The 19,626-nt window shown below is 68.4% G+C and carries 20 protein-coding genes and 1 pseudogene; 8 read left to right on the forward strand and 13 right to left on the reverse strand.

The genetic code is table 11. The features are described from left to right. Positions 1-134: 134 nt before the first annotated feature. The 10 genes from ABZ845_RS04115 to ABZ845_RS04160 form a co-directional block, all read right to left on the reverse strand. Positions 135-1,064: a bifunctional DNA primase/polymerase gene (locus tag ABZ845_RS04115; RefSeq protein ID WP_360972728.1), complete on the reverse strand. Its 930-nt coding sequence runs from the start codon at positions 1,062-1,064 to the stop codon at positions 135-137. Positions 1,065-1,148: 84 nt separating this feature from the next. Beyond that, positions 1,149-1,724, reverse strand: coding sequence for a hypothetical protein (locus ABZ845_RS04120; protein WP_360972730.1), 576 nt, complete (start codon positions 1,722-1,724; stop codon positions 1,149-1,151). An 8-nt stretch (positions 1,725-1,732) separates the two neighbouring features. After that, positions 1,733-2,248: a hypothetical protein gene (locus tag ABZ845_RS04125; protein ID WP_360972732.1), complete on the reverse strand. Its 516-nt coding sequence runs from the start codon at positions 2,246-2,248 to the stop codon at positions 1,733-1,735. Positions 2,249-2,267: 19 nt separating this feature from the next. Beyond that, positions 2,268-2,459, reverse strand: a complete 192-nt coding sequence (locus ABZ845_RS04130) for a hypothetical protein (protein WP_360972734.1) — start codon at positions 2,457-2,459, stop codon at positions 2,268-2,270. 225 nt (positions 2,460-2,684) lie between these two features. Continuing rightward, positions 2,685-4,781, reverse strand: a complete 2,097-nt coding sequence (locus ABZ845_RS04135; RefSeq protein WP_360972736.1) for a hypothetical protein — start codon at positions 4,779-4,781, stop codon at positions 2,685-2,687. A gap of 2 nt (positions 4,782-4,783) precedes the next feature. Continuing rightward, positions 4,784-6,370 (reverse strand): hypothetical protein, encoded by a 1,587-nt coding sequence (locus ABZ845_RS04140; protein WP_360972738.1) that lies wholly within the window; start codon positions 6,368-6,370, stop codon positions 4,784-4,786. A gap of 76 nt (positions 6,371-6,446) precedes the next feature. Beyond that, the gene (locus tag ABZ845_RS04145) at positions 6,447-6,785 is read right to left on the reverse strand and encodes an RRQRL motif-containing zinc-binding protein (RefSeq protein ID WP_360972740.1); all 339 of its coding nucleotides are present in this window, start codon (positions 6,783-6,785) and stop codon (positions 6,447-6,449) included. Then, entirely contained in the window at positions 6,785-7,825 is a 1,041-nt protein-coding gene (locus ABZ845_RS04150) for a DUF2637 domain-containing protein (RefSeq protein WP_360972742.1), read from the reverse strand. The genes ABZ845_RS04145 and ABZ845_RS04150 overlap by 1 nt, the downstream gene beginning before the upstream one ends. Then, a complete protein-coding gene (locus ABZ845_RS04155; protein ID WP_360972744.1) occupies positions 7,822-8,151 on the reverse strand; it encodes a hypothetical protein in 330 nt (109 codons plus the stop codon). Before ABZ845_RS04155 ends, ABZ845_RS04150 begins: the two co-directional genes overlap by 4 nt. Next, complete coding sequence (locus ABZ845_RS04160) at positions 8,148-8,417, reverse strand: DUF6284 family protein (protein ID WP_360972746.1); 270 nt, start codon at positions 8,415-8,417, stop codon at positions 8,148-8,150. The genes ABZ845_RS04155 and ABZ845_RS04160 overlap by 4 nt, the downstream gene beginning before the upstream one ends. Positions 8,418-9,137: 720 nt before the next feature. Between ABZ845_RS04160 and ABZ845_RS04165 the strand changes: the two genes are divergently transcribed. The 4 genes from ABZ845_RS04165 (at position 9,138) to ABZ845_RS04180 (ending at position 12,176) form a co-directional block, all read left to right on the forward strand. Further along, positions 9,138-9,494, forward strand: a complete 357-nt coding sequence (locus ABZ845_RS04165) for a winged helix-turn-helix domain-containing protein (protein ID WP_360973079.1) — start codon at positions 9,138-9,140, stop codon at positions 9,492-9,494. Positions 9,495-9,727: 233 nt separating this feature from the next. Then, on the forward strand, positions 9,728-10,744 hold the full coding sequence (locus tag ABZ845_RS04170) for an AAA family ATPase (protein WP_360972748.1): 1,017 nt from the start codon (positions 9,728-9,730) through the stop codon (positions 10,742-10,744). Beyond that, complete coding sequence (locus ABZ845_RS04175; protein WP_360972750.1) at positions 10,744-11,328, forward strand: guanylate kinase; 585 nt, start codon at positions 10,744-10,746, stop codon at positions 11,326-11,328. Before ABZ845_RS04170 ends, ABZ845_RS04175 begins: the two co-directional genes overlap by 1 nt. After that, the gene (locus ABZ845_RS04180; RefSeq protein ID WP_360972752.1) at positions 11,325-12,176 is read left to right on the forward strand and encodes a DUF1932 domain-containing protein; all 852 of its coding nucleotides are present in this window, start codon (positions 11,325-11,327) and stop codon (positions 12,174-12,176) included. The genes ABZ845_RS04175 and ABZ845_RS04180 overlap by 4 nt, the downstream gene beginning before the upstream one ends. On the opposite strand, the gene ABZ845_RS04185 is transcribed toward ABZ845_RS04180, so the two are convergent. Beyond that, positions 12,124-12,816, reverse strand: coding sequence for an HAD family hydrolase (locus ABZ845_RS04185; RefSeq protein ID WP_360972754.1), 693 nt, complete (start codon positions 12,814-12,816; stop codon positions 12,124-12,126). The genes ABZ845_RS04180 and ABZ845_RS04185 overlap by 53 nt on opposite strands. A gap of 180 nt (positions 12,817-12,996) precedes the next feature. Then, positions 12,997-13,167 (reverse strand): hypothetical protein, encoded by a 171-nt coding sequence (locus tag ABZ845_RS04190; protein WP_360973087.1) that lies wholly within the window; start codon positions 13,165-13,167, stop codon positions 12,997-12,999. 219 nt (positions 13,168-13,386) lie between these two features. On the opposite strand from ABZ845_RS04190, the gene ABZ845_RS04195 reads away from it, so the two are divergent. From ABZ845_RS04195 to ABZ845_RS04205, 3 genes and pseudogenes are all read left to right on the forward strand, one after another. Continuing rightward, on the forward strand, positions 13,387-14,028 hold the full coding sequence (locus ABZ845_RS04195) for a hypothetical protein (protein ID WP_360972756.1): 642 nt from the start codon (positions 13,387-13,389) through the stop codon (positions 14,026-14,028). After that, positions 13,991-15,160, forward strand: a complete 1,170-nt coding sequence (locus ABZ845_RS04200; protein WP_360972758.1) for an XRE family transcriptional regulator — start codon at positions 13,991-13,993, stop codon at positions 15,158-15,160. Before ABZ845_RS04195 ends, ABZ845_RS04200 begins: the two co-directional genes overlap by 38 nt. A gap of 689 nt (positions 15,161-15,849) precedes the next feature. Continuing rightward, a pseudogene (locus tag ABZ845_RS04205) lies at positions 15,850-16,158 on the forward strand (hemerythrin domain-containing protein); the annotation flags it as partial. Positions 16,159-16,202: 44 nt separating this feature from the next. On the opposite strand, the gene ABZ845_RS04210 reads toward ABZ845_RS04205, so the two are convergent. Beyond that, a complete protein-coding gene (locus tag ABZ845_RS04210; protein WP_360972760.1) occupies positions 16,203-17,504 on the reverse strand; it encodes a transposase in 1,302 nt (433 codons plus the stop codon). Positions 17,505-18,156: 652 nt separating this feature from the next. On the opposite strand from ABZ845_RS04210, the gene ABZ845_RS04215 reads away from it, so the two are divergent. Then, entirely contained in the window at positions 18,157-19,392 is a 1,236-nt protein-coding gene (locus ABZ845_RS04215) for an alpha/beta fold hydrolase (RefSeq protein ID WP_360972762.1), read from the forward strand. The last annotated feature ends 234 nt before the right edge of the window (positions 19,393-19,626 follow it).

A 19,626-nucleotide genomic window follows, 5' to 3' on the forward strand; every position in this document is an offset into this window, starting at 1 on the left:
AAGAGCAGAAGGGACGCCCTTGCGGGCGGCGCCTTTCGGCTCGCCCACGGCCGTCGTGTCCACAGGCTGTGGAGCGGCGTGCGGCTGGTGGGTGGGGGCGGTGGGGCAATCCAGGTGGGGGGATTGGGGGGCGGTCATGAGACTGGCTGCCGCGGGGTGGCGTGGGTGATGACCCAGTCCATGGCGCTGCGGATGGTGGTGCGGCACTCGGCGGGTGACAGGCCGGTCGACTCCCCCGCTCCCTGGATTGCCTCCTCGGCCACGTGCCGGGGGATGTCGCCCCATGCGACGAACCGGGCCACTTTGCAGGCGCTCTTGTGCAGGGTGTTGTTCCGCCCGTCTGGCCCGCCTTTGGTCGCGGCCTGGATAACGGCGCACTCGAGGTCCAAGGCGACCTTGGCGGCCTTTGTGCCGTCGTGCACGCGCACGGGAACCGGTGCGGGCCTGTCAGGCTCTACCAGCAGCTGAGTGAGCCAGCCGGGGAGTTCGGCCACGGGCACGTCGTGGGCGATCTCGTAGGTGCCGTCGGGGGTGGTGCTGCCGGGGGCGACGACGTAGCCACCCCACGCGCGGGTGTCGATGTGCGGACCGAGACGGTTCGCGCTGTTCTTCAGCTGTACCCCGGTGGGGGCGGTGAAGTAGAGGTGGTGACCGCGCGCGGTCCGCACCCGGTAGGTGTCGGGGACCGCCTGTCCGGTGCGCTCGCAGAGCGCTTGCAGGGAAGTGGCGCCGTCAGGCGCTCCTTCTGGCTCTTCTGGCTTGACCGGGTCGAGGTCGATGACGAGCAGGCCGGCGGGGCCGGTTGCGATGCCGACGTTGTAGGGGTGGTGGGCCCACGCGGCGTGGATGAGTTCCGGGTTGGTGGTGGCTCGCTGTTCGGGGGTCTTGTGGCCGTCTGCGCAGCGTCCGGTGCCGGGGCAGTACTCCTCTTTGTGTCCCGCAGGGCGTTTGCCGCCGGGCCGGAGCGGGATGACGGGCCAGCCGCGTTCGGCCGCGGTGAGGGCTGCGGCGAGCAAGGGCAGGCAGGACAGGTCGGCGGTGAGGATGCCGGAGGGTTCGGGCATGCTGTAGGTCTCCAGTTCTCTTGGCAGTGCTGGTGACAAGGGCGGCCCCGGTTCTTGGCGGAGTGGGGGCCGCCCTTGGCGTAGCTAGGCGTCCGGGTGGTCAGCGCAGTTGCAGTCCCACTCCTTCCAGCCGCAGTTGGGGCACCGTCCGGCGGCGATGCGCTCGGCTCGCTGTTCCTGCTTGCGCCATGCCTGGTACTGCTGGCGGACGTAGCCGAGCGGGTCGGCGTCGGCGTGGGCGGCGAAGGTGGGTCCGGTGTTCGCCCTGTCCACGTCGAGCAGGTACGTGGCGGCGGCCAACGCGGCTACCGGTGCGTCGCCGTAAGGATCGTTGAACTCGTCCAGCAGCGCGACGCGGTCCAGCAGAGCGGCTTTGCGGAGGTAGTACTCCCGCTCCAGTTCTGTGAAGCACTCGGCGTCGGCCACGGTGCGGGTCGTCCAGCCGACTTCGCTGATGATGCTGGGGGCCAGTGCGTACGCCTCTTTCGGTGTCGGCCACGGCTCAGGCTCGGTGCGGTGCTCGGCGCGGAGGTAGAGGCGGTGCCGCTTGCCGTCACGGGTGGGGTACACGCTGACGGTGCCAGCGGTGAAAGTGCTGTCCAGCGCGGCGACCACGTGATCGGTGTCGGTGGGGTCGCAGATGATGCGGATCTCGAACATTGCTCTCCTCAGCGGTGGAGTTCGTTGCGGTTTCGGGCGATGAGCCCGTACACGGGGGCGGTGATGGTGTTGGTCTCCTGCCGGACCGGTCCGGCGTAGTGGTGGTGTGTCTCGGTGCGGGTGGCCTTCACGGAGCGGACCGCGGATCCGACCGCGACTGTGACGGCGGCCAGCGCGGCGATCGGGAGGGTGACGAACAGGACGCTGGTCAGGGTCACGGCAGCGAATCCCTTGCAGGCGAGCCAGATCCCGCATCCGACGCCGACGAACGCGGCTCCGGTGCCGATCCCGGCCACGGCGGTGCCCGCCGCCCACGGGGGCACGATGCGGTGATCCGGTTGTGGGACGGGCTGTGCGCCCCCAATGGGCGGGGGCTCGGTGTCGTCTCGGTAGAACGTCGGTATGGGCCTGGTCGGCGGTGTGGGGCGGTAGACCGCATCGATGATCCGTTGTGCTTCGGCATTGGCTTCGGCGTCGCTCATGCGGGGCCATCCGTCGGTGGCGCTGGCTTGGGTGTCGTTCATGGCGGTGCCTCCCGCCGGGTCAGTTGATGTGGGATGCGGCGTTGATGAGGGCGTGCAGGGTGGTGCGTATCGCGGTGGCGGCTCCGGTGTCGGCGGTGAAGAATCCGAAGAGGAACACCGCGGTAGCGGCGAGCGGGCCGACCGTGCGGGAGCGGACGAGGACGGCGGTCAGGACTCCGAAGAGGGCGACGGCGGACAGGGTGACGATCACGAGCGGACCTCCCGGGGACGGGGAGCGGGCGGCATCCGGCGGTGCGGATGCCGCCCGCGTGGTGACATTGCGTGACGGTTCTAGTGGGGCGTACTGGGTAGTGGGTAGTGGGGTCCCCAGTGGGGGATGCCTATTGAGAGGCCCTGTGCGCCCCAGTAGCGGGGTTTACTGGGTAGTGGGGCGTTCCCCACTACCCACTACCCGGTAGCTCTGTGTGCGCGCTGTTCAGGCGTGGTCGGGGTGGACGTAGACCGAGTGCGGTCCGTTGTCGCGGTAGATGAGCTGGCCCCGCTCCACGGCTGTCTGGAGAGCGGCGCGGACGGTTTTGCGGTCCTTGCCGACGAGTTCCGCGACCGCGGACGGCTTCATGCCCTCCGCCCCGGTCGCCTTGATCGCCTCCAGCACCTTGGACAGCCATGCGGGCCCCTGCTCCCGCTCGCCCCGCAGCGCGGACAGGTTCAGCCCCGGCGCCGCGGGAGCGTCCGGGTTGTGCGGGTCGGGGGCGGTCGCGAACTCGGCGTCGATCTCGGCCCGGAAACGGCGCAGCGTCTCCTCGTTCTGCGAGCGCGCCGCTGCCTCGTGGTCGGTGAGCGCGGATAGCTTCAGTCCTTGCCGTGGTGCTGCCGGCGGTGGGACGCCTGCGCCGTTGTCGGGTTCGGTGTTGGTGAGGTCGTGCATCCATGCGGTGCGTTCCGCGTCCCAGCGTCGGGCGTAGGCGGGGCCTGCGGCCTTGGCGGAGATGTCATCGAGGCGGGGGTGCCGGTCGCTGGTGGCGGCGGTGATTTCCCGGATCTGCTTGGGCTTGATTCGCCATCCCTTGAACAGTCCGGCGGGGGATTCGGGGGTGCCCATGAACCCGGAGCCTTTGTAGGGGGCTTGGTCGACGCGCAGACCACGGCGCCCAGGAAACATCTTGCCTAGGTCCATGCCTTCGGTCTCGCCGCCGGTGAGGGCGACGCGGACTTTGGCTTCGCGTCGGATCATGAGGTTGCCCAGCACGCTGCCGGTGGCCCCGAGGGCGGTCAGCACGGTGCGGATGCCCATGGCGCGCAGCATGCGGATGACTTCCAGGATCTTCTTCGCAAGCTGCTTCATCTGCCGGTCGGTGCTGACGAGGATCTCCGCGCCTTCATCGATCACCAGCATGATCTGGGGAATCTTGGCGCTGATCGGGAGCAGGTCCGTGTTCGCCTTGGCGAGCAGGTCCTGATACGCCTTCTTGCGGTGCAGGCCGATGGCGAGCGCGGCGTCCAGCATGAGCATGGCTTCCTCATAGGACGAGGCGAGCCAGTCGATGCCGGGCCGGACGGGCTTGCCGTCCTCCCGCTGGAGTTCCCCCTTCAGCGCCGGGAGGACCCAGGGCAGGCCGGCGGACCCGGCGTTGAGGTCGATGACCCAGGTGAGCATGTCCTCGGCGCGAGCGAACCCGGCCAGGATCATGTGGACCATGTTGGTCTTGCCCGAGCCGGTCGGGCCGACCACGAGTGCGCACTGTTCGCGCAGGTAGACGCGGATCTGTTCGGCGTTGGTGCGGTAGCCCCACGGGATGCCCGTGTGCAGGGACAGGGGGCTGTAGTCCTCGGGGTAGTCGCGTTCTTCTTGGAGGACGTTGACGGTGGTGACGTCGAGGATCGCCCGTCCTTGGTGGATGCCGGGGGTGGCGGTGGCGGTGCAGCCGTGCGGCAGCTTGGCGTCCGCGGACAGTTGCACGGAGTACTGGGCGATCCGCTCGTAGGTGATCCCGCCCTGCGGCTCCAAGTCGAGGGAGTAGCCGGTACCGGTCTCCCACTTTTCCACGGCCAGCACCTTCACGCTGATGGAGCAGATCCGCTGGATGCGCTCCACCCACTCCGCGGCGATCGCCCGCCGCTCCGCGGAGAGCTCACGTGCGATGGCGCGCTGCTCGGCCGCGATGGCTTCCTCTTCGCGGGCTTCCTCATAGAGGGCGACGGAGCGGGCTCCGGCGCCCATGCCCACCCCGATCGTGGCCAGCGACCCGAGAGCGGCCCACGAGAGTGGTCCGGTGGTGATGGCCCAGGTGGTCCACCCGGCTGCAACGAGCCAGGATGCGGCCTTGAAGGCGAGGGTGCGGCCCGCGTTGCGGACCCTCAATCCCGCGACGGTGTGGCCCAGGGCGCCCGCGGCACCGACAGCCATAGCCCAGGCAGGCGGCATGGACAGGGCGGCTCCGGTGGTGGCGACAGCGAAGGCTCCGGTGGTGGCGGACAGGGCGCCGGTCACGGGTCCGTGACCGGCACTCCAGTCCAGCACCGGGCCACTGTCCGCCTGCTGCTTCTTCTTCACGGCAGTGGTGGCAGTCATTCTCAGACGTTCCATCCCTTCTCGGCTTCCGGACCGTTGCGCGGGTCCTCGTGACGGGCGATGTCCTGTTCGTGGACCTGGCGGAAGGTGGGCCCGAGGTCTTCGGCCGTCGACACGGCAGCCATCAGGGCCTGGAAGATCTCGTTGAACCCGCTCGCGACTTCCTTCTCCAACGCGAAGTCGCCGCCGCCCTGGTCCGAGCGTTCGGCCAGGATGCGCAGGGTGTTGGCTACCGACGTCAGCGCCTCCGGCAGTCCCTCGACCATGGCGAGGATCTCCATGCAGTCCTCGGGGTCGTAGGACTGTGCGGCCTGCTCCATCTCGGCAGCGTGCTCTTCGAACTGGAACCCGGACACGTGCTCTCCTTCACTGCTTGAGGTGTTGGTGTTCTCCGGGACTCGCTCAGCCGGGCGGTCCACCTGGCCCCCGAGCCCCCCGCTTGCGTCCTTGGTGGCCTCCTCCTCCGCCGCGGCTTCCGCTGCGGCCCGCGCTTCCCGGATCGCGGCGTCGCGCTCGGCTCGCTGGTCACGGGCTGTGCCGGACAGGCGGCGGTACAGGCGCCGGCCGGGGTACACGAGCCAGGGAAGGCCGAACCTTCGCCCCAGCGGGCTCGACAGGAACCCGAGCACACCGATCGGCAGGGCCAGCAGCGCGGCCAGCGCCCGGCGGCGGTGGAAGCGGGCTGCGGAGCGGAGCAAGGCCTTGCGCGCGGCCTGGCGGGCCGGGGCCTTGCGCACGCCGGCGCGCTGCCCGGCCACCTTCCGGGTCGTGGCCTCGTCCTTGCGGGCCCGCTGTTTGGCGATCGCGGCCTGCTTCACCGCGCGAGCCTTCCGGCCCACCCCACCGAGCATCCGCCCCGCCAGACCAGCCGACCGGGCCTTGCCTGCCGACTTGTCACCGGTCAGCGGCTTGTTCGGCTTTGCAGCGTTACGGCGAGCGTCGGCGACCGCCCGGCGTGCGGCAGTGGCCCGCTCCCGCTTCTGCGCCCTCGATGCCCCGGCCTGCTTCTGCGCGTTACGCAGGGCCTTGACCTGCCCCGCCTTGCGCACCGCACCAGCGGCCCCGCCGCGACCCTTGGACATGGCGGGCTTGTTCAGGGAGACCGGAGCCCGGTTCTTGCCCGCCCCAGCCCGGCCCTGACCAGCACCGCCGCGACCCAGGCCAGTACCGGTAACGCGCCGCTTCTGGCCCGGAACCCGACCCGATCCGCCAGTCGTACGACCGGTTGCGGTCAGGCCACCGGAGCGGTGGCGGGCGGCGTGATTACGGGCCACGGTGCGGGCAGCAGCCCGGCGTGCAGCCTGCTTCGGTCGGGGGTTGCGGCTGCGGTAGGAGGCGACCGTGCCGAGGACGGCCATGCCGGTCGCAGCCACCGCCGCGGCGATCGGTCCACCAGCCAGACCGGCCGCGGCGATCGTGCCCACGGTCGTGTTCGCCCCGGTCATCGCCAGCGGAACGACCGGCCACCCACCGGGCGTGTGCCCCACCTCCTTCACGTCCTTGGCCGCGCTGGTCTGCGCCTCGGGCGGCGGGGGCGGTTCGGTCACGGCAGTCTGGACGGCTACCGACTCTGTGCTGAGTTCCGTCATGCTGAGAGCACTCCTTCATGGGAGTAGGGCCCGGCCAGGGCTGTAGGAGGTGCTTGGCCGGGCCTGCCAACAGGGCTTATGCAGCGAGCTGTTCCTCGGGGGAGGCGCAGGCGGGACACATGCCAAGCGACGTCGGGATGACGTATCCGGCATCCCGCCCGCACTCAGGGCACCTACGCCGGGCGGCATTCGCCTTGGCCAGAGCCGCCCACTTCGCGGGTGTCATCGGCCGTACAGGCTTGGCCTGGTCGATCGAGTAGAGGTAGGCCACCAGCGGGCCCCGGCGGCGGCGTGGGCGCTCAACCTGGGCCGCGACGTCTTGGCCACCGGGCCGCAGTTCCATCGCGCGGAGCTGCCGGCGGGTGGCCAGACCGTCCGGGGCCAGCCACCACCGGTAGACGGGGATCGTGGCCATCAGCGGCTCGCGATGGCCAGTTCAGCGCCGCCCACGCTCGGGTCGCGCAGAGCGGCGTAGCGGGAAGACACCCACCCCACCGACCAGCCACACAACTCCGCAGCGGCCCTCACCGACAGCCCCTCCACGTACGCGGCATGCACGATCGCGCGGGCGACGTCCTCGGGCTGCTTCCCCGTAGCGGGGCCCGCGGACAGCAGAGCGGCGCGTTCACGCGCGGCCTGCTCCTCACGCTCCTGCCGTTCACGGCGTTCACGCTCGGTCCGCTCACGCTGCTCGCGCTCAGCCTGCTCACGGGCTTGCCGGGCCTGGTGTTCACGCTCGGCCTGGACCTGTTCACGCTCACGCTCGACGCGTTCACGCTCCTGCCGCTCCTCGCGTTCGAGAGCCTGCACGCGCTCGCGTTCCTCACGCCGCATGCGGTCGTCCCGCTCGGCCTGTTCACGCGCCATGCGGGCCTCATGCTCACGCTGTTCACGGGCCAACACAGCGGCGTGCTCGCGTTCCTCACGGGCCAGCGCCGCCGCGTGCTCCCGCTGCTCCCGCGCCAGCCGGGCCGCCTCCTCGCGCCGCTGGGACGCAGCCTGCTCGCGGGCGTCCCGCTCGGCCTGCTGCCGGGCTTGCAGGGCGTTCACGGCGGCGGTGATGGCGCGCCGGTAGGCGAGCCCGGTCTCCGCGGTGACGATCAGCAGCAGCGGCGCGACCGAGTGCACAGCCACGCCCACCAGGTCGTTCTTCAGCGCGGAGTCCGCGACGTTGAGGGCGAGCGTCATGCAGCCGGTCATCCACCGCAGGACGATTGGCCACCTGCCGCCCTGGCCTCCGAGGCGGGCGAGGACCGCGTCCAGACGGACCACGATGACCACCGCGGCATCCACCACCAACGGCAGGATCGGGGCCGTCCATGCCCACCGGGATGGAGTGTGAGACGCGGCGAGCGGGGTCACGGTCAGGATCGAATACAGCATCGCTCCCGCGACAATCAGCCACGTGCCCACCGACAGCGCCTTTTCCGCTGAACGGATCTGAACGCCGTTCACGCCGCACCCTCGATCGCTTCCGCGGCGGGAACGGCGGCATAGCCCAACAGCTCCAGCGTGGCGCCGGCGTACGTGACGAACGCCTGCAGGCTGGACAGACGACCCCCGTCGAGCACGTCATACGCCACCGTCTCCGGGGCGATACCCAGCGCCTCACGCCAAGCCTCGAACTCGTGCGGGCCGTCATGGAACGACAGCCTCACCCGGTCGGGATAGATCGGGCTCACGGCCAGCACCGGCGCGGGCAACTGCCCGAAGTCGGCGGCCAGCAGCCGCAGCGCCCGCAACGGCACGGTCAGGTCGTCCAGCGTCAGACCCTCGCTCATGCCGCACCCCCGGACAGGATCGCGGCGGGCGTGTGGTTGAGGAGCGCGACGCGGGCGGCGAGGGCCCGGCGGCGGGCGCGGCGGATACGACGGGCGTCCAGCTCGGTCGGGACGCGGTCCAGGGTGGCGATCTGCGCGTCGAGCAGCTCGACGTCCGCCAGGACGACGGGCATCTCCCGCTCGATCGCGCCCAGCTCCGCATCCGTCGGCTCGCGGTCGACACTGTCGGCGGTAACAACCGCCTGAAGTGCAACGATGTGCTCCATGGGTCGTGTTCTCCTTAGCTCTGGAACGGCCCCTCGCGGTCCCCGGGGTGCCACCCGGGGACCGCTCGCCGTAGGAGGGGTAGCCGCGGTCAGGCGGCGGGCCGCCAGACTGGCGGCAGTGCCCCGGGCCGGATTCGATCCGGCGCCCTCGCGGCAGATGGCCGGGGCTGTGGGTGCGTCATCGTCACTGCTCTGACGCTCAGCAGGGCGGCCCACACTGGGCGGCGCCCCACATCGAGGGGGCGTTCTCCGGAGCCGGTGGGTCTGGCGTTGCCGCCGACGACATCACCCGGTCGCCGCGGGGGCGGTCTCACTCTTACCGCCACGTGCGTTGGAGCCCCGCTGTACGTCCCCACACCCAAGATCGGGTGGCGCCTGCCAAGCGCGTAGGGGGAGAGCGACGTCCATCACGGCGGTTTGCCTCCGGACCCTCGCCCTAGGCACCTACCGCGACCGCGCTCCCGCGTCAGCCCCGCACGATCACTGTTCAGTTCTCAAAGCCGCCTTTGAGTCGAAGCTCTCCGGGTGTTTGTGCAGGTCAAGCCGGTCGATCAAGCGCTCTGCCCTACCGGGCTGAGCCACCCTGTAACTCCGCCTCAGAGTGCACTGTGAGGCAGAGTGAGTCAAGTCCCCTCACGGAACAAGCGGCGTGGGCTGCTGGTTCTACCTCTGCGGCACAGGCACTATGAGGCAGGGGTCGAGACGAAACTTGGGGTGAAGATGGTCGAGTGGACCGGCAAGCAGTTCGCCTATCAGCAGGTGGCCGACGACCTGCGGCGACGCATCGCGGGCGGCGAGTTCACAGAGACCGGGCAGCTCCCCTCGTACGGGGATCTCCAGAAGGCCTACGGAGTCACGGTGACCGTAGCCCGCGCCGCCATCAATCAGCTCAAGGCCGACCGCCTCGTCGTCAGCCATCAGGGCAAGGGCGTCTTCCTGACTGCCGACGCCGACCAGGCCGCCGCGCAGCTCGCCGATCCGGTCGGGACCTTGACGGAGCTGCGCGAGGAAGTTGACAAACTGCGGACCGAAGTTGGAGAGCTGCGCCAACGCGTCGCGACCCTGGAAGGGAACTGACCCTCCAGCAAACCGGGGTGGGGCCTGAACAGCCGCGCCGTGGGGCATCTGAACCTCCTCGTTCGGTGTGCCACAAGTTCACCGCCGCGGCGCGAAAACCGGTATCACGTCCCGCTACTTGAGAAAGCCCGAGCGGTTTTATACATCCGCTTACACATGCGCTATCACGAATTTCCACAGCGCTAGTCGGGCCGCTACACTCGCGGCTCCGACTAGCTATCTAGGAGGGGCAGATGGCTCGGAAGCACCCGGATTGGAAGCCGGATCTCCTGCGGATGCACCGCGAGGAGATAGGGCTCACTCTGGAAGACACGGGGGAGAAGCTCCGCGAAATCGCAGAGCGGCACGGCTTCAACATTGCCGCGAACTTCCAGACGATCTGGGGCCACGAAAAGGGTTCGGTATATCCCGGTCCACATTACCGCCGGGCATATTGTCGTCTCTATCGTCGCAATGAAGCCCAACTCGGCTTCCGTAAAGCCCTGCCCGGAGAGGATGCCCCTGTGGAATCCGTACCGGCGCCCGCTTCCGCTGAGCGAAAGCTCCCCGACCAACCGGACGCAGTACGTAAAGCGCTGAGTAGCATCCGCGAAGGAACCGACGATGTGGACAGCGAGGCTCTGCGCAATCGCGTGGTCAACGCATGGAGCCGCCACACAGCAGGGGCGAGCACTGACGGGCCGACCGCGATCCTGGTCGGGGGGTACGCAGGGTCGGGGAAGTCAGAGTTCGCGAAGTTCCTCGGAGGCCTCACCGGCTGGCCGATCCTCGACAAGGACTCACTTACGCGCCCGCTGGTCGATCAGCTGCTTGTTTCACTGGGCGGAGAGGCGCACGACCGGAGTTCGGATCTTTACCGAGAAAAGGTTCGGCCGCTGGAATACCGATGCCTCATGGAAGCTGCGTGGGACAACTTGGATTGCGGGATCTCGGCAATCCTCGACGCTCCGTTCATCGCAGAGTTTGCCCAAGCCGAGTGGATGCAGCGCTTCCAAAATCGTTGCCGGTCCAAGCGGGTTTCGGTGGCGACCATATGGGTTGAGTGCGACCTCGAATCGATGCGTGAGTACATCGAATTCCGGGGCGCGGCACGCGATGCCTGGAAAATGGAAGCGTGGGAGGAATACGCGTCTGGGCTTGATCTGAAGTTCCGTCCTCAGGGCCCGCACTTCGTTGTCGACAACAGCCTCGGTGCTGCCGTCGCCCTAGTAGACGAAGCGCGCGACGTGCTGAGCGGCGGCGGGCTGTGATGCCGTCCGGCGTGATCCTGTACGGGCCCCCTGGCTCCGGCAAGGACACCATCACGAGTGAACTGATTCGGCTCCGGCCGGAGTTCGCGCTATTCGAGCGGCTCAAGGCTGGCCCCGGACGTACGACCGGATACCGGCTCACGAGCGTTGAGCACATCGAAGAGCTGTCGCGCGCGGGAGGCCTCCTCTACCGCAATGCCCGCTACGGCGCCGAGTACGCCATCGACCGGCAGGGCGTCGCGGCCCTGGTCGACGCCGGCCGCATCCCCGTTCTGCACATGGGGCAAGTCGTGGGGGCCAGTGCGGCGGCTGCCTTCCCCCTGCACTGGATTCGCGTCCTCCTGTGGTGCCCATTGGACGTCACGGAGTCGCGTTCGATCGGCCGCGGAGACAAGGACGTAGAGGCTCGAGTGAAGGTCTGGCACGAGACCCGGGAGGATCTGTTGGCCCACGAAGCCGAGCCATGGACCCTCATCCTCCGGACCGACCAACTCAGCCCCGCCGAGTCCGCCAACGCCATCATCGACGCCCTCATGACCAACGCCTCAGCCGTGAGCCGGAGCATCCGGGAGCTTGTCGGATGACGACGCTAGGCATTCTGCACCCGGGCAGCATGGGAGCCGCCGTCGCCGCTCAGGCGCGGCGCTCGGGTGCTGAGGTTCTGTGGTGTCCGGCCGGACGCAGCGCGAGCAGCAGGGAACGAGCCGAGCGATACGGTCTCACGCCTGTACACGCGCTGAGCGAGATGGTCGAGCGGGCCGACATCATTCTGAGCCTGTGCCCGCCGGCCGCCGCCGAGGACGTGGCGCGGAACGTCACGGCGTGCTCGTACGCCGGAATCTACGTCGATGGGAACGCTGTCTCCCCGGCAACGATGGCCAACATCCGTGCCATCGTGCAGCGTTCCGGGGCGACCGTAGTCGACGGCTCCGTGATCGGGTCTCCGCCGTCGGACTCAAAAACCCCCCGCTTCTACCTTTCCGGGCCGGCCGACGCGCTGCGCACGGTGGCCCAACTCTTCGACGGGAGTGCTGTTCAAGCACGTCTCCTATCGGGCGAGATCGGGCAGGCGTCCGCGCTCAAGCTCTCGTACAGCAGCTACCAGAAGGCCAGCCGCGCTCTGGCCGCGGTCGCCTACGCCCTCGCCAGTGACCACGGGGTGGAGGCGGAGCTACTCGACATCGCCGAAGGCCGTACGACCAGCTACCTGGCAGAGACGGCGTATTTCCCGAAGGCCGCCGCTCGGTCGTGGCGCTGGGGCCCGGAGATGAAAGAGGCGGCGCACGCTCTCGAAGAAGCGGGGCTCCCCTCCGATCTGGCCGACGCCGCGGCCGCCGTGATGGAGCGATGGGCGGGTCTCAAGGACACGTCGCCGGATCTCACGCTCGTACTCGAGGAGCTGCACAGAGACCCGCACGGCGAGCCGACCTAGACCGTTTGCCTCGCAGTACCTCGATGGCCTCCACGATGCCCGGCACCATGACGTCGGGCTCGCGGAGGCCATCGGCCCATTCACGGCCATTGGCCACCCAAAGTGTCCGCAGTCCCGCCGCTCTCGCCCCACCCATGTCCGTCTCGGGGTTGTCGCCGACCATCCACCCACTAGCGCTGAGCGATGCGCCGCACCCCGCCGCCGCAGCCTCGAAGAGACAGCGCTCCGGTTTCCGCACCCCTGTCTCACCCGAGACACAGATGCCGTCGAAGAGCGGGGCCAGACCGGTCGCAGCGAGCTTGGCGCGCTGGATATCCCCCGCGCCGTTCGTCGCGATGCCGATGGTCCACCCCTCGCTGCGGAGCGCTTCGAGCCCTTCCCGGGCCCCGGGGAAACAGCGCACCGACCGCGCGAGGCCATCGACGTACTCGTGCCAGAGGTCGCCCGGGTCGTCGCTGAGGCCGAGGGCCGCCCCCAAGCCCTCGAAGTCCTCAGGGTGAGCCCGGTCTCGGAGCCGATCGCAGATGACAGTCTCTGCCTCCTGGGGCAGAGAGCGCGAGCGCACGAAGCCACGAGCCCATTGCTCAAGGCCCGCGCTGCGGTCGATCAGGGTGTTGTCGAGGTCGAAGAGTGCCAGCACAAGGCGACGTTACGCGAGCGTCGTAGGGGACTGCCGTCTGTGGCGGGTCGGCAGTCCCCTAGCCGAGCAGAAGCCCGGCTCCATGCCCCGGTGAAATTTCTGTGGCTGCGCGGCAGACGTGCAGCCGCAGGACGCCGACCGCGGCTACAACTACGACTATATGGCTGCGGTTCGCACGCCCTACGGCCATACGTCTGACCCTCCGCCCCGCCACTCGATCAGCCCCTCTGCCGCGACCACGTCGAGTTCGTCCCAACCCTCCAGCCCGGCCCGTTCGAGGAACACCGCCAAGTCGTGCAGCGAGTAAGCCGTCCCAAGAATCATCCCGTCCACACGCACCCGTGCGGGCACGATCCCAGCGTCACCCGCAGACCGATCCACGCACGCGAACCTCTACCGCCGGATGCCCCACTTCTGAGCTGGAGCCGGTCAGGGCCGTCGCCAGTGCCAGTGCCGGCGCCGCGAGCCGCCCGGACCGGTGCTGAGCGATCCCGCAGTTCCTTCAGGCGAAGGAGCCACGCGTGCTCAGATCATTGATGGCGTGCGTTCGGCGGTTATAAAATAACTGCCATGCTTACACCCGAGGATGCTGCCTTCATCACTGCGGCTGCTGAGGGTCTGGCGGACCCTCTCTACGAAGCTCTGGATCACGGCTACACCGCCGCTCACGCCCACTACGACGACGCTGGCATGACCGGGGAGGGCTACACCAAGGGCCGCACTGATCTGACCCGAGATCACGCGCGCCGCTTCATCGAGCGTCGGCAGGGGGACCATCTAGACCTTGGCGGCTGGGAGCCGATCAAGAACTCCAGTGGGCGCCTGCACCTGAGCAACGGGATGATGACCCTACGGCTCCTACATGCGACACCGTTCGACATGGTCCCAGCGCCGGGTCGGAACAAGGCGCGGATCAGCTACTACTACAATCGAACTGTCGATCTATTTGGGGTGGAGGCGAGCAACCTCCTGGCTGTATGGCTGTCCCCTCCCCCTGACGGTGGCGAAATCTCAGTGCGTATCGTTCGTCCGATCGGTGAGTGGAAGCCGGGACGCGCTCCAAAGTTCGACCTCGATTTCGAGCTCCCCAGGAACACTGAGTCGTTCACCGACTGGGAGTTCATCCCTGACGACAAGGGCCTGGTCCTGCCCTTCGAGTTCGAAGAAGATCAGCGTGAAGAGGGTGAAGGAAGTGGCACGGGATCCGGCTGAGCGCATTCGAACCCTGAGGCTCCTCATGGGGCTTACTCAAGGGGAGCTCGCGCAGGCTGCTGGCGTGTCACAGCCGCTGATCTCACAGATCCAGAAGGGGATCAAGCTCGTTAGCGACGACGTGTTGGCGCGCATCGCTGAGGCGACCGGCACGCCGATGTCGTTCTTCGAGGTCGACCCGGCTGACCTTCCTGCCGACACGTTGATGTTCAGGAAGAAGGCCAGCGCGTCGGCCAAGGAGGTAGCGAGGGTGGAGGCGACGGTTAGGGAGGCGTACCGAGTCTCGGTCCGCCTCATGACCGAAACCAAGGTTCGTCGGACCTCGCTGCCTCGGGCAGAGGGCGACATCACGCCCGACGACGTCGAAGACCTTGCCGCGCAAACTCGCGCTGCACTGGGCATTGGCTCGGATGGTGTGATTGGGCACGTCATCCGGGCCTGCGAGCGCGCAGGTCTCCCCGTTGTACCCCTCCTGCTAGTGGACTCCCAGGGTGAGGGCGAAGACATCGTAGTGGGACACTCCGGCGCCTCTTGCTGGCGAGGCACGGCTGAGCCGTCCATGATCAGCTACTTTTCTGCCGGGAGCGGGGACAGGCAGCGCTTCACAACAGCACACGAGCTGGGGCACCTAGTACTCCATCCTGCACGCCGTAACGGGCTGGACACGAAGCGCGCTGAGAGTGAGGCTCACCGATTCGCCGGCGCCTTCCTGCTGCCTCGGGAGCGGGCGCATGAGGCGTTTGCGGGGCCGTTGATGTTGAGAGAGTTCGCTGCGCTCAAAAGGCGCTGGGGCATCTCCATTCAGGCCCTCATCAACCGCGCCTACGATCTCGGGCATATCGACCAGGCGCGTCGAGAGAGCCTCTACAAGCAGCTTGGTGCCCGCGGGTGGAGGACACACGAGCCTGTTATGGTCCACGCGGAGCAGCCAACATTGGTGCGAGCAATGTTGGGTCGCAAGTACGGCGAACCGCCGTCCTTGCTTCAGGCATCCGAAGAGCTGGGGCTCCACCCAGTACTGATGCGGTCGCTGGCGCCGGATGTCCTGGCAGACCCAGCACCCCGCGCGGTGGCCGACGTCATCAGCCTCGGCGATCGACGCCAGCGATCCTCTCGACTACAGGCTCTCTGATTTGAGACGGCGAGAAGCGTCAGTCACTAGCGTCAAACGGCTGGCGGTGCTTTAGCGCCTGCTGGCTGGCCATACCCAGGGTCGCGTCAAACGTTTGACGCGACCCTGGAACGCCTGGTTAGGCGCACAGTTCTGGGGCCCGACAGGGGCCAGCACCAGACCCGTCGAGGCCAGGGCCAACGCGGCCGGCACGGCCCACACTGCCCTTCTCCTCATCTGCGCCATCCCATGTACCTCGCGCATAGGCCAGGTCCCTTTCTTCCCACACCGCGTCGGGCGAGTGATCATGACGCCCCGACACTGCTGAACATCAGCAGGGCCGGTCGACCGCCACACGGCTACTCTCTGCAGCCTCCGCGGCTGTCTCGCGCCCGCGGGCAGAGCGGGAGCAAGCGCTTCTACACCGGCCGCCCTTGGCAGGTCAGCAGCAGCGTGGTCCGGCGACAGCCAGGATGCGGGCCGCAACACGGCCGGAATCCTTGTCGCTCACTCGTGGTACACCCCGCCCCAGCGGGATTGGCTCTGTCCACGAGAACTGGTGAACCGCCCCAGAGGGATGACCCCTCCGGCGGGGACCGCCGACCTGCGGAGTGAGGCGCGACAAAGCGCTGTTATCGCCCGCCCGGTACGTGGGAACACATGCTGAGGATGTCCGGACAGGGTCGGGTTCTGCAGGAAGGCAGCGTGTCGTGAGTGAGGCTGAGGATGTCATCACAGAGTTGACCGCGGACCACCGTGAGGTCAGGAGGCTTTTCGAGGAACTCGCCGGTGCTATGCCCGGCAGCCAGGACCGTAAGCATCTGGCCGAGGAGCTGACGATTGAACTGGTGCGGCACTCCGTGGCCGAGGAGCAGCACCTTTACCCGGCCGTCCGCGAGCACCTGGAGGACGGCGATGCTCTGGCAGACAAGGAACTCGCCGACCACGACAGGGTCGAGCAACTCCTCAAAGACCTCGAGTCGCGTGAGTCTGCCGACCTCGAATTCGACCGGCTCCTCGTCACTCGACTTTGTAGCAGTTCGTGATCTTGGTGTGGGTGGCTCTACGCGGCGGCTGCTTCCCAGGCGCGGATGACCGCGGCGATTTCGTCGGGGCGGGGCTGGCCTGCGGGGTTGTGAATATGGCGGGCGGCGATGATGGTCCGGCGGAGCTTGACGACCATGTCAGAGAATGACGGGGTGGTCTTGGTGGTGTACCAGGGCTGCGATGTGCGCCGCTCGGTGATGTCGGCGGGGTGGTGGCCGTGGGCGGTGTACCAGAGCACGACGATGGTGTAGACGGCGAGGTCGAACGGGACGGTGCGCTCGACCGCGCGGCGGGTGCGGCTTTGGGCCTGGCCGACACCGAGGTCCTGGCGCATGTGTCCGAAGACCGACTCGATCGGCCAGCGCGTCCCGTACCGTTCGACCAGGTCCTCGGTGATGCTGAGGTGGTCGGTGCTGATCAGGGCGAGGTCGTAGGGTTTGGCCGAGTCCAGGTCGCGGACCAGGACGAGGCGGACCGGGAGATCCTTCAAGGCCCCGTACCACAGGCACTCCCGCTCGGTGATCCACACGAACTCGGTGCGGCCGTAGCGCTCCACGACGGTCAGGCGCCAGGTCGCCGTCTTCGCGATGGCGGTCAGCGGGCCCAGCGCCGCTCCCTTCTTCCGGGGCCGTCCACGCTTCTTCGTCGGGGGCGGCGTCGGCTCGAACAGGGCGGCGTTGCGCGGCAGCCGGGTGGTGAAGGTGACGGATCCCGGCAGGTCGGCGACCTTGCCGGAGTGGTAGGCGGCGTCGCCGGTGACGTGGAGGGTGCGGTCGGGGAAGACCGCGGCCAGGTCGTGGACCATCTCCAGCGCGAGGTCGGTGCGGGAGATGGTTCCCTTGCCGCGCCACAGCCGGGCGGCCACCGGCAGCGCGATCGGCTTGATCAGGAACGGCAGGCGGACCACGATCGCGGCGATCACCCAGGTGTTGCCGAACCCGAGCTTGTCCTTGCCCCGCCCGGACCCGTCGTGCGCCCACAGCGCTCCGAAGACCTTCTTCCCGACCCGGTGGAGCAGGGTGTCGTCGACGACGATCACGATCGGCGCGTCGGCCGGTAGCAGGGCCTCGATGACCGCGCGGGCCAGCCGGAGACCCAGCCGGTCGGGATCCCACGACGCACGCGAGAAGAACGCGTGCGCCCTGCGGTGCGGCCACAGCCGTGACAGTCCCGCCCCGGTCAGCATCCCGGTCACCGTGCGCCGCCCGGTCTGCGCGACCGTCCCGGCCACCAGATGGCAGAACGTCTCGAACGAGTGCTTCGTGAAGCACGGACGGGTGACCTGCAGGACCAGCAGCAACGACGCCGGTAGCGTCATCCCCGGAACCATCAGCGGCAACTCCTCGGGCACGAGGCGGTTGGATCATCACCGCTGATGGTTCTTCACATCCAACCCGACCGGCCGCACATCAGGCTCAGCTCACCCGGACGGAAAGCGACCGCCCCTCTTCAAGTGTGACTGAGCGCTTCGCATGGCGGGTTTCGCCAACTGGGATGCTCAGGTGGCGACAGCGCGGGGGAGCCCGAGCCGGGCGTTGATGCCGGGGTCTGCCGCACGATCGGGTGACATCTTGACCTGCCCCACCTCTCAGGTAAGCAGGTCGGTGAGGGCGGCGCGTATGTCGGTGCGGTTCACGGGGATCCTCGGGCGCGCGGGGAGTGCCCTGCGGTCGGGGCCGGACGGCGTGCCCTGGGCACGGAACGGCACTCTACAGGGGCAAGCGTGCTCCACTCGGACATATGGCGCGCAGTGGCCGGGGCCGGTAGGCGCGCAGCACGCGGCTGCTGTGGAAGTGCTCGGGGGTGGGCGGGTGACATCAGTCCCGACTGCTGACTGGGCGTGCCGTTGCAGTGAGCAGAGGTGGACAGTAGCGGACAGTCCTGCCTCCGAAAGTGGTCTGGAAAGTGAGCACCGTCCGACAGGAGTCTGTGCTCAAGCGACCTTGCTTGCGATGTGAAGGAGAAGGCTGATGGAGCGACTGCTGTTTCCCGGTGACGACCAGTTCTGGTACGAGACTGTACGTTCGTTGGGTCATATCGCCTACGGTGGTGCGGACTTCGGCGAGGTGGTGGCCACGTGTGGGCGGATCACCGAGGGCGACTACGGCAGTTGGTACGGGGAGTGGCTGGCCACGGCCGACCGGGTGGCGGGCGAGGCCCGGCGGGCTCTGGACGCGGGGCACCCGGTCAGCGCCAGGGACGGGTTCCTCCGGGCCTCCAACTACTACCGCGCGGCTGAGTTCTTCCTGCACGGCTACCCCTGCGACCCGCGACACCAGCCTACCTACGAGCGTTCCGTGGAGTGCTTCCGTTCAGCGGCGGCCTTGTTCAACCCCCGGATTGAGCCGGTCGAGATCCCGTACGAGGGCACCACGCTGCCCGGCTACCTCTATCGTGTCGACGACTCGGGCGAGCCTCGCCCGACCGTGGTCATGCACAACGGCTTCGACGGCACCGCGGAGGAGATGCACTTCTTCGGGGCACTGGCCGGAGTCGAGCGCGGCTACACCGTGCTGGTCTTCGACGGCCCCGGCCAGCCCGGACCGCTGCACCGCGAGGGCCTGACCTTCCGCCCCGACTGGGAGAACGTCGTGGGTCCCGTGCTGGACTTCGCCAAGGGGCTGCCGGAGGTCGACAACAACCGGATCGCCCTGCTCGGCACCAGCATGGGTGGCCTCCTCGCCCCCAGGGCGGCGGCGTTCGACCACCGCCTGGCTGCAGTGGTCGCCCTGGACGGCGTCTACGATCTCAGCCCCGCAGTGACCCGCTTCCTTCCTGGCGAGCGCGCCGAAATGGAACGGCGACTGCGCGCCGACTCCGACCCGGAGCTTGACGCCCAACTGGAGCGCATGATGGCTGGGAACCCGGTCATGCGCTGGGCGATCAACCATGGCATGTACGTCATGGGCGCAGCCACCCCGCGGGCGTTCGGCGCCGCCTACCTCGACTACCACCTCGACGGCGTAGCGGCACGGATCCAGTGCCCGGCCCTGGTCTGCGACGCCGAGGAGGACCTGTTCTTCGCCGGGCAGGCCAAGCAGCTCTACGACGAGCTGACCTGTCCCAAGACCTTCCTGGAATTCACCGCCCAGGAGGGCGCCGACGCCCACTGCCAGTCCGGCGCCCAGCGGCTCGCCCTGGCCCGGGTCTACAACTGGCTGGACGACACCCTGGGCCGCCACGAAGCGGCACCCACCGCCGCGTAGGCGGCGGCTCACGGCGGGTCGACCACACCACACGCCCTCGCGTCGACCCCGCCTTCCTGGAGTCCCGGCACCCCGACGGCCGAGGCCCGACTGCGGTCATGCCTGCTGCCCACACCGCCCGACATGACCGCAGCCGGCCAGTCCGGCTCGGATCCTGTCCGACTCCCGGAACGATGAGGACCACTGACCCCCCTGAAGCGAGACGGAACGGATCCGTCTCGACCCTGTCAATCA

It is taken from the genome of Streptomyces sp. NPDC047022 (assembly GCF_040644155.1).
In the GTDB taxonomy this organism is placed as follows: Bacteria; Actinomycetota; Actinomycetes; order Streptomycetales; family Streptomycetaceae; genus Streptomyces.

Bases quoted from the DNA above. Each gene is read 5' to 3' on its own strand.
- ABZ845_RS04115 (WP_360972728.1), bottom strand. From the start codon at position 1,064: ATGCCCGAACCCTCCGGCATCCTCACCGCCGACCTGTCCTGCCTGCCC.
- ABZ845_RS04120 (WP_360972730.1), bottom strand. From the start codon at position 1,724: ATGTTCGAGATCCGCATCATCTGCGACCCCACCGACACCGATCACGTG.
- ABZ845_RS04125 (WP_360972732.1), bottom strand. From the start codon at position 2,248: ATGAACGACACCCAAGCCAGCGCCACCGACGGATGGCCCCGCATGAGC.
- ABZ845_RS04135 (WP_360972736.1), bottom strand. From the start codon at position 4,781: ATGACTGCCACCACTGCCGTGAAGAAGAAGCAGCAGGCGGACAGTGGC.
- ABZ845_RS04140 (WP_360972738.1), bottom strand. From the start codon at position 6,370: ATGACGGAACTCAGCACAGAGTCGGTAGCCGTCCAGACTGCCGTGACC.
- ABZ845_RS04145 (WP_360972740.1), bottom strand. From the start codon at position 6,785: ATGGCCACGATCCCCGTCTACCGGTGGTGGCTGGCCCCGGACGGTCTG.
- ABZ845_RS04155 (WP_360972744.1), bottom strand. From the start codon at position 8,151: ATGAGCGAGGGTCTGACGCTGGACGACCTGACCGTGCCGTTGCGGGCG.
- ABZ845_RS04160 (WP_360972746.1), bottom strand. From the start codon at position 8,417: ATGGAGCACATCGTTGCACTTCAGGCGGTTGTTACCGCCGACAGTGTC.
- ABZ845_RS04165 (WP_360973079.1), top strand. From the start codon at position 9,138: ATGGTCGAGTGGACCGGCAAGCAGTTCGCCTATCAGCAGGTGGCCGAC.
- ABZ845_RS04170 (WP_360972748.1), top strand. From the start codon at position 9,728: ATGGCTCGGAAGCACCCGGATTGGAAGCCGGATCTCCTGCGGATGCAC.
- ABZ845_RS04175 (WP_360972750.1), top strand. From the start codon at position 10,744: ATGCCGTCCGGCGTGATCCTGTACGGGCCCCCTGGCTCCGGCAAGGAC.
- ABZ845_RS04180 (WP_360972752.1), top strand. From the start codon at position 11,325: ATGACGACGCTAGGCATTCTGCACCCGGGCAGCATGGGAGCCGCCGTC.
- ABZ845_RS04195 (WP_360972756.1), top strand. From the start codon at position 13,387: ATGCTTACACCCGAGGATGCTGCCTTCATCACTGCGGCTGCTGAGGGT.
- ABZ845_RS04210 (WP_360972760.1), bottom strand. From the start codon at position 17,504: ATGACGCTACCGGCGTCGTTGCTGCTGGTCCTGCAGGTCACCCGTCCG.
- ABZ845_RS04215 (WP_360972762.1), top strand. From the start codon at position 18,157: ATGGAGCGACTGCTGTTTCCCGGTGACGACCAGTTCTGGTACGAGACT.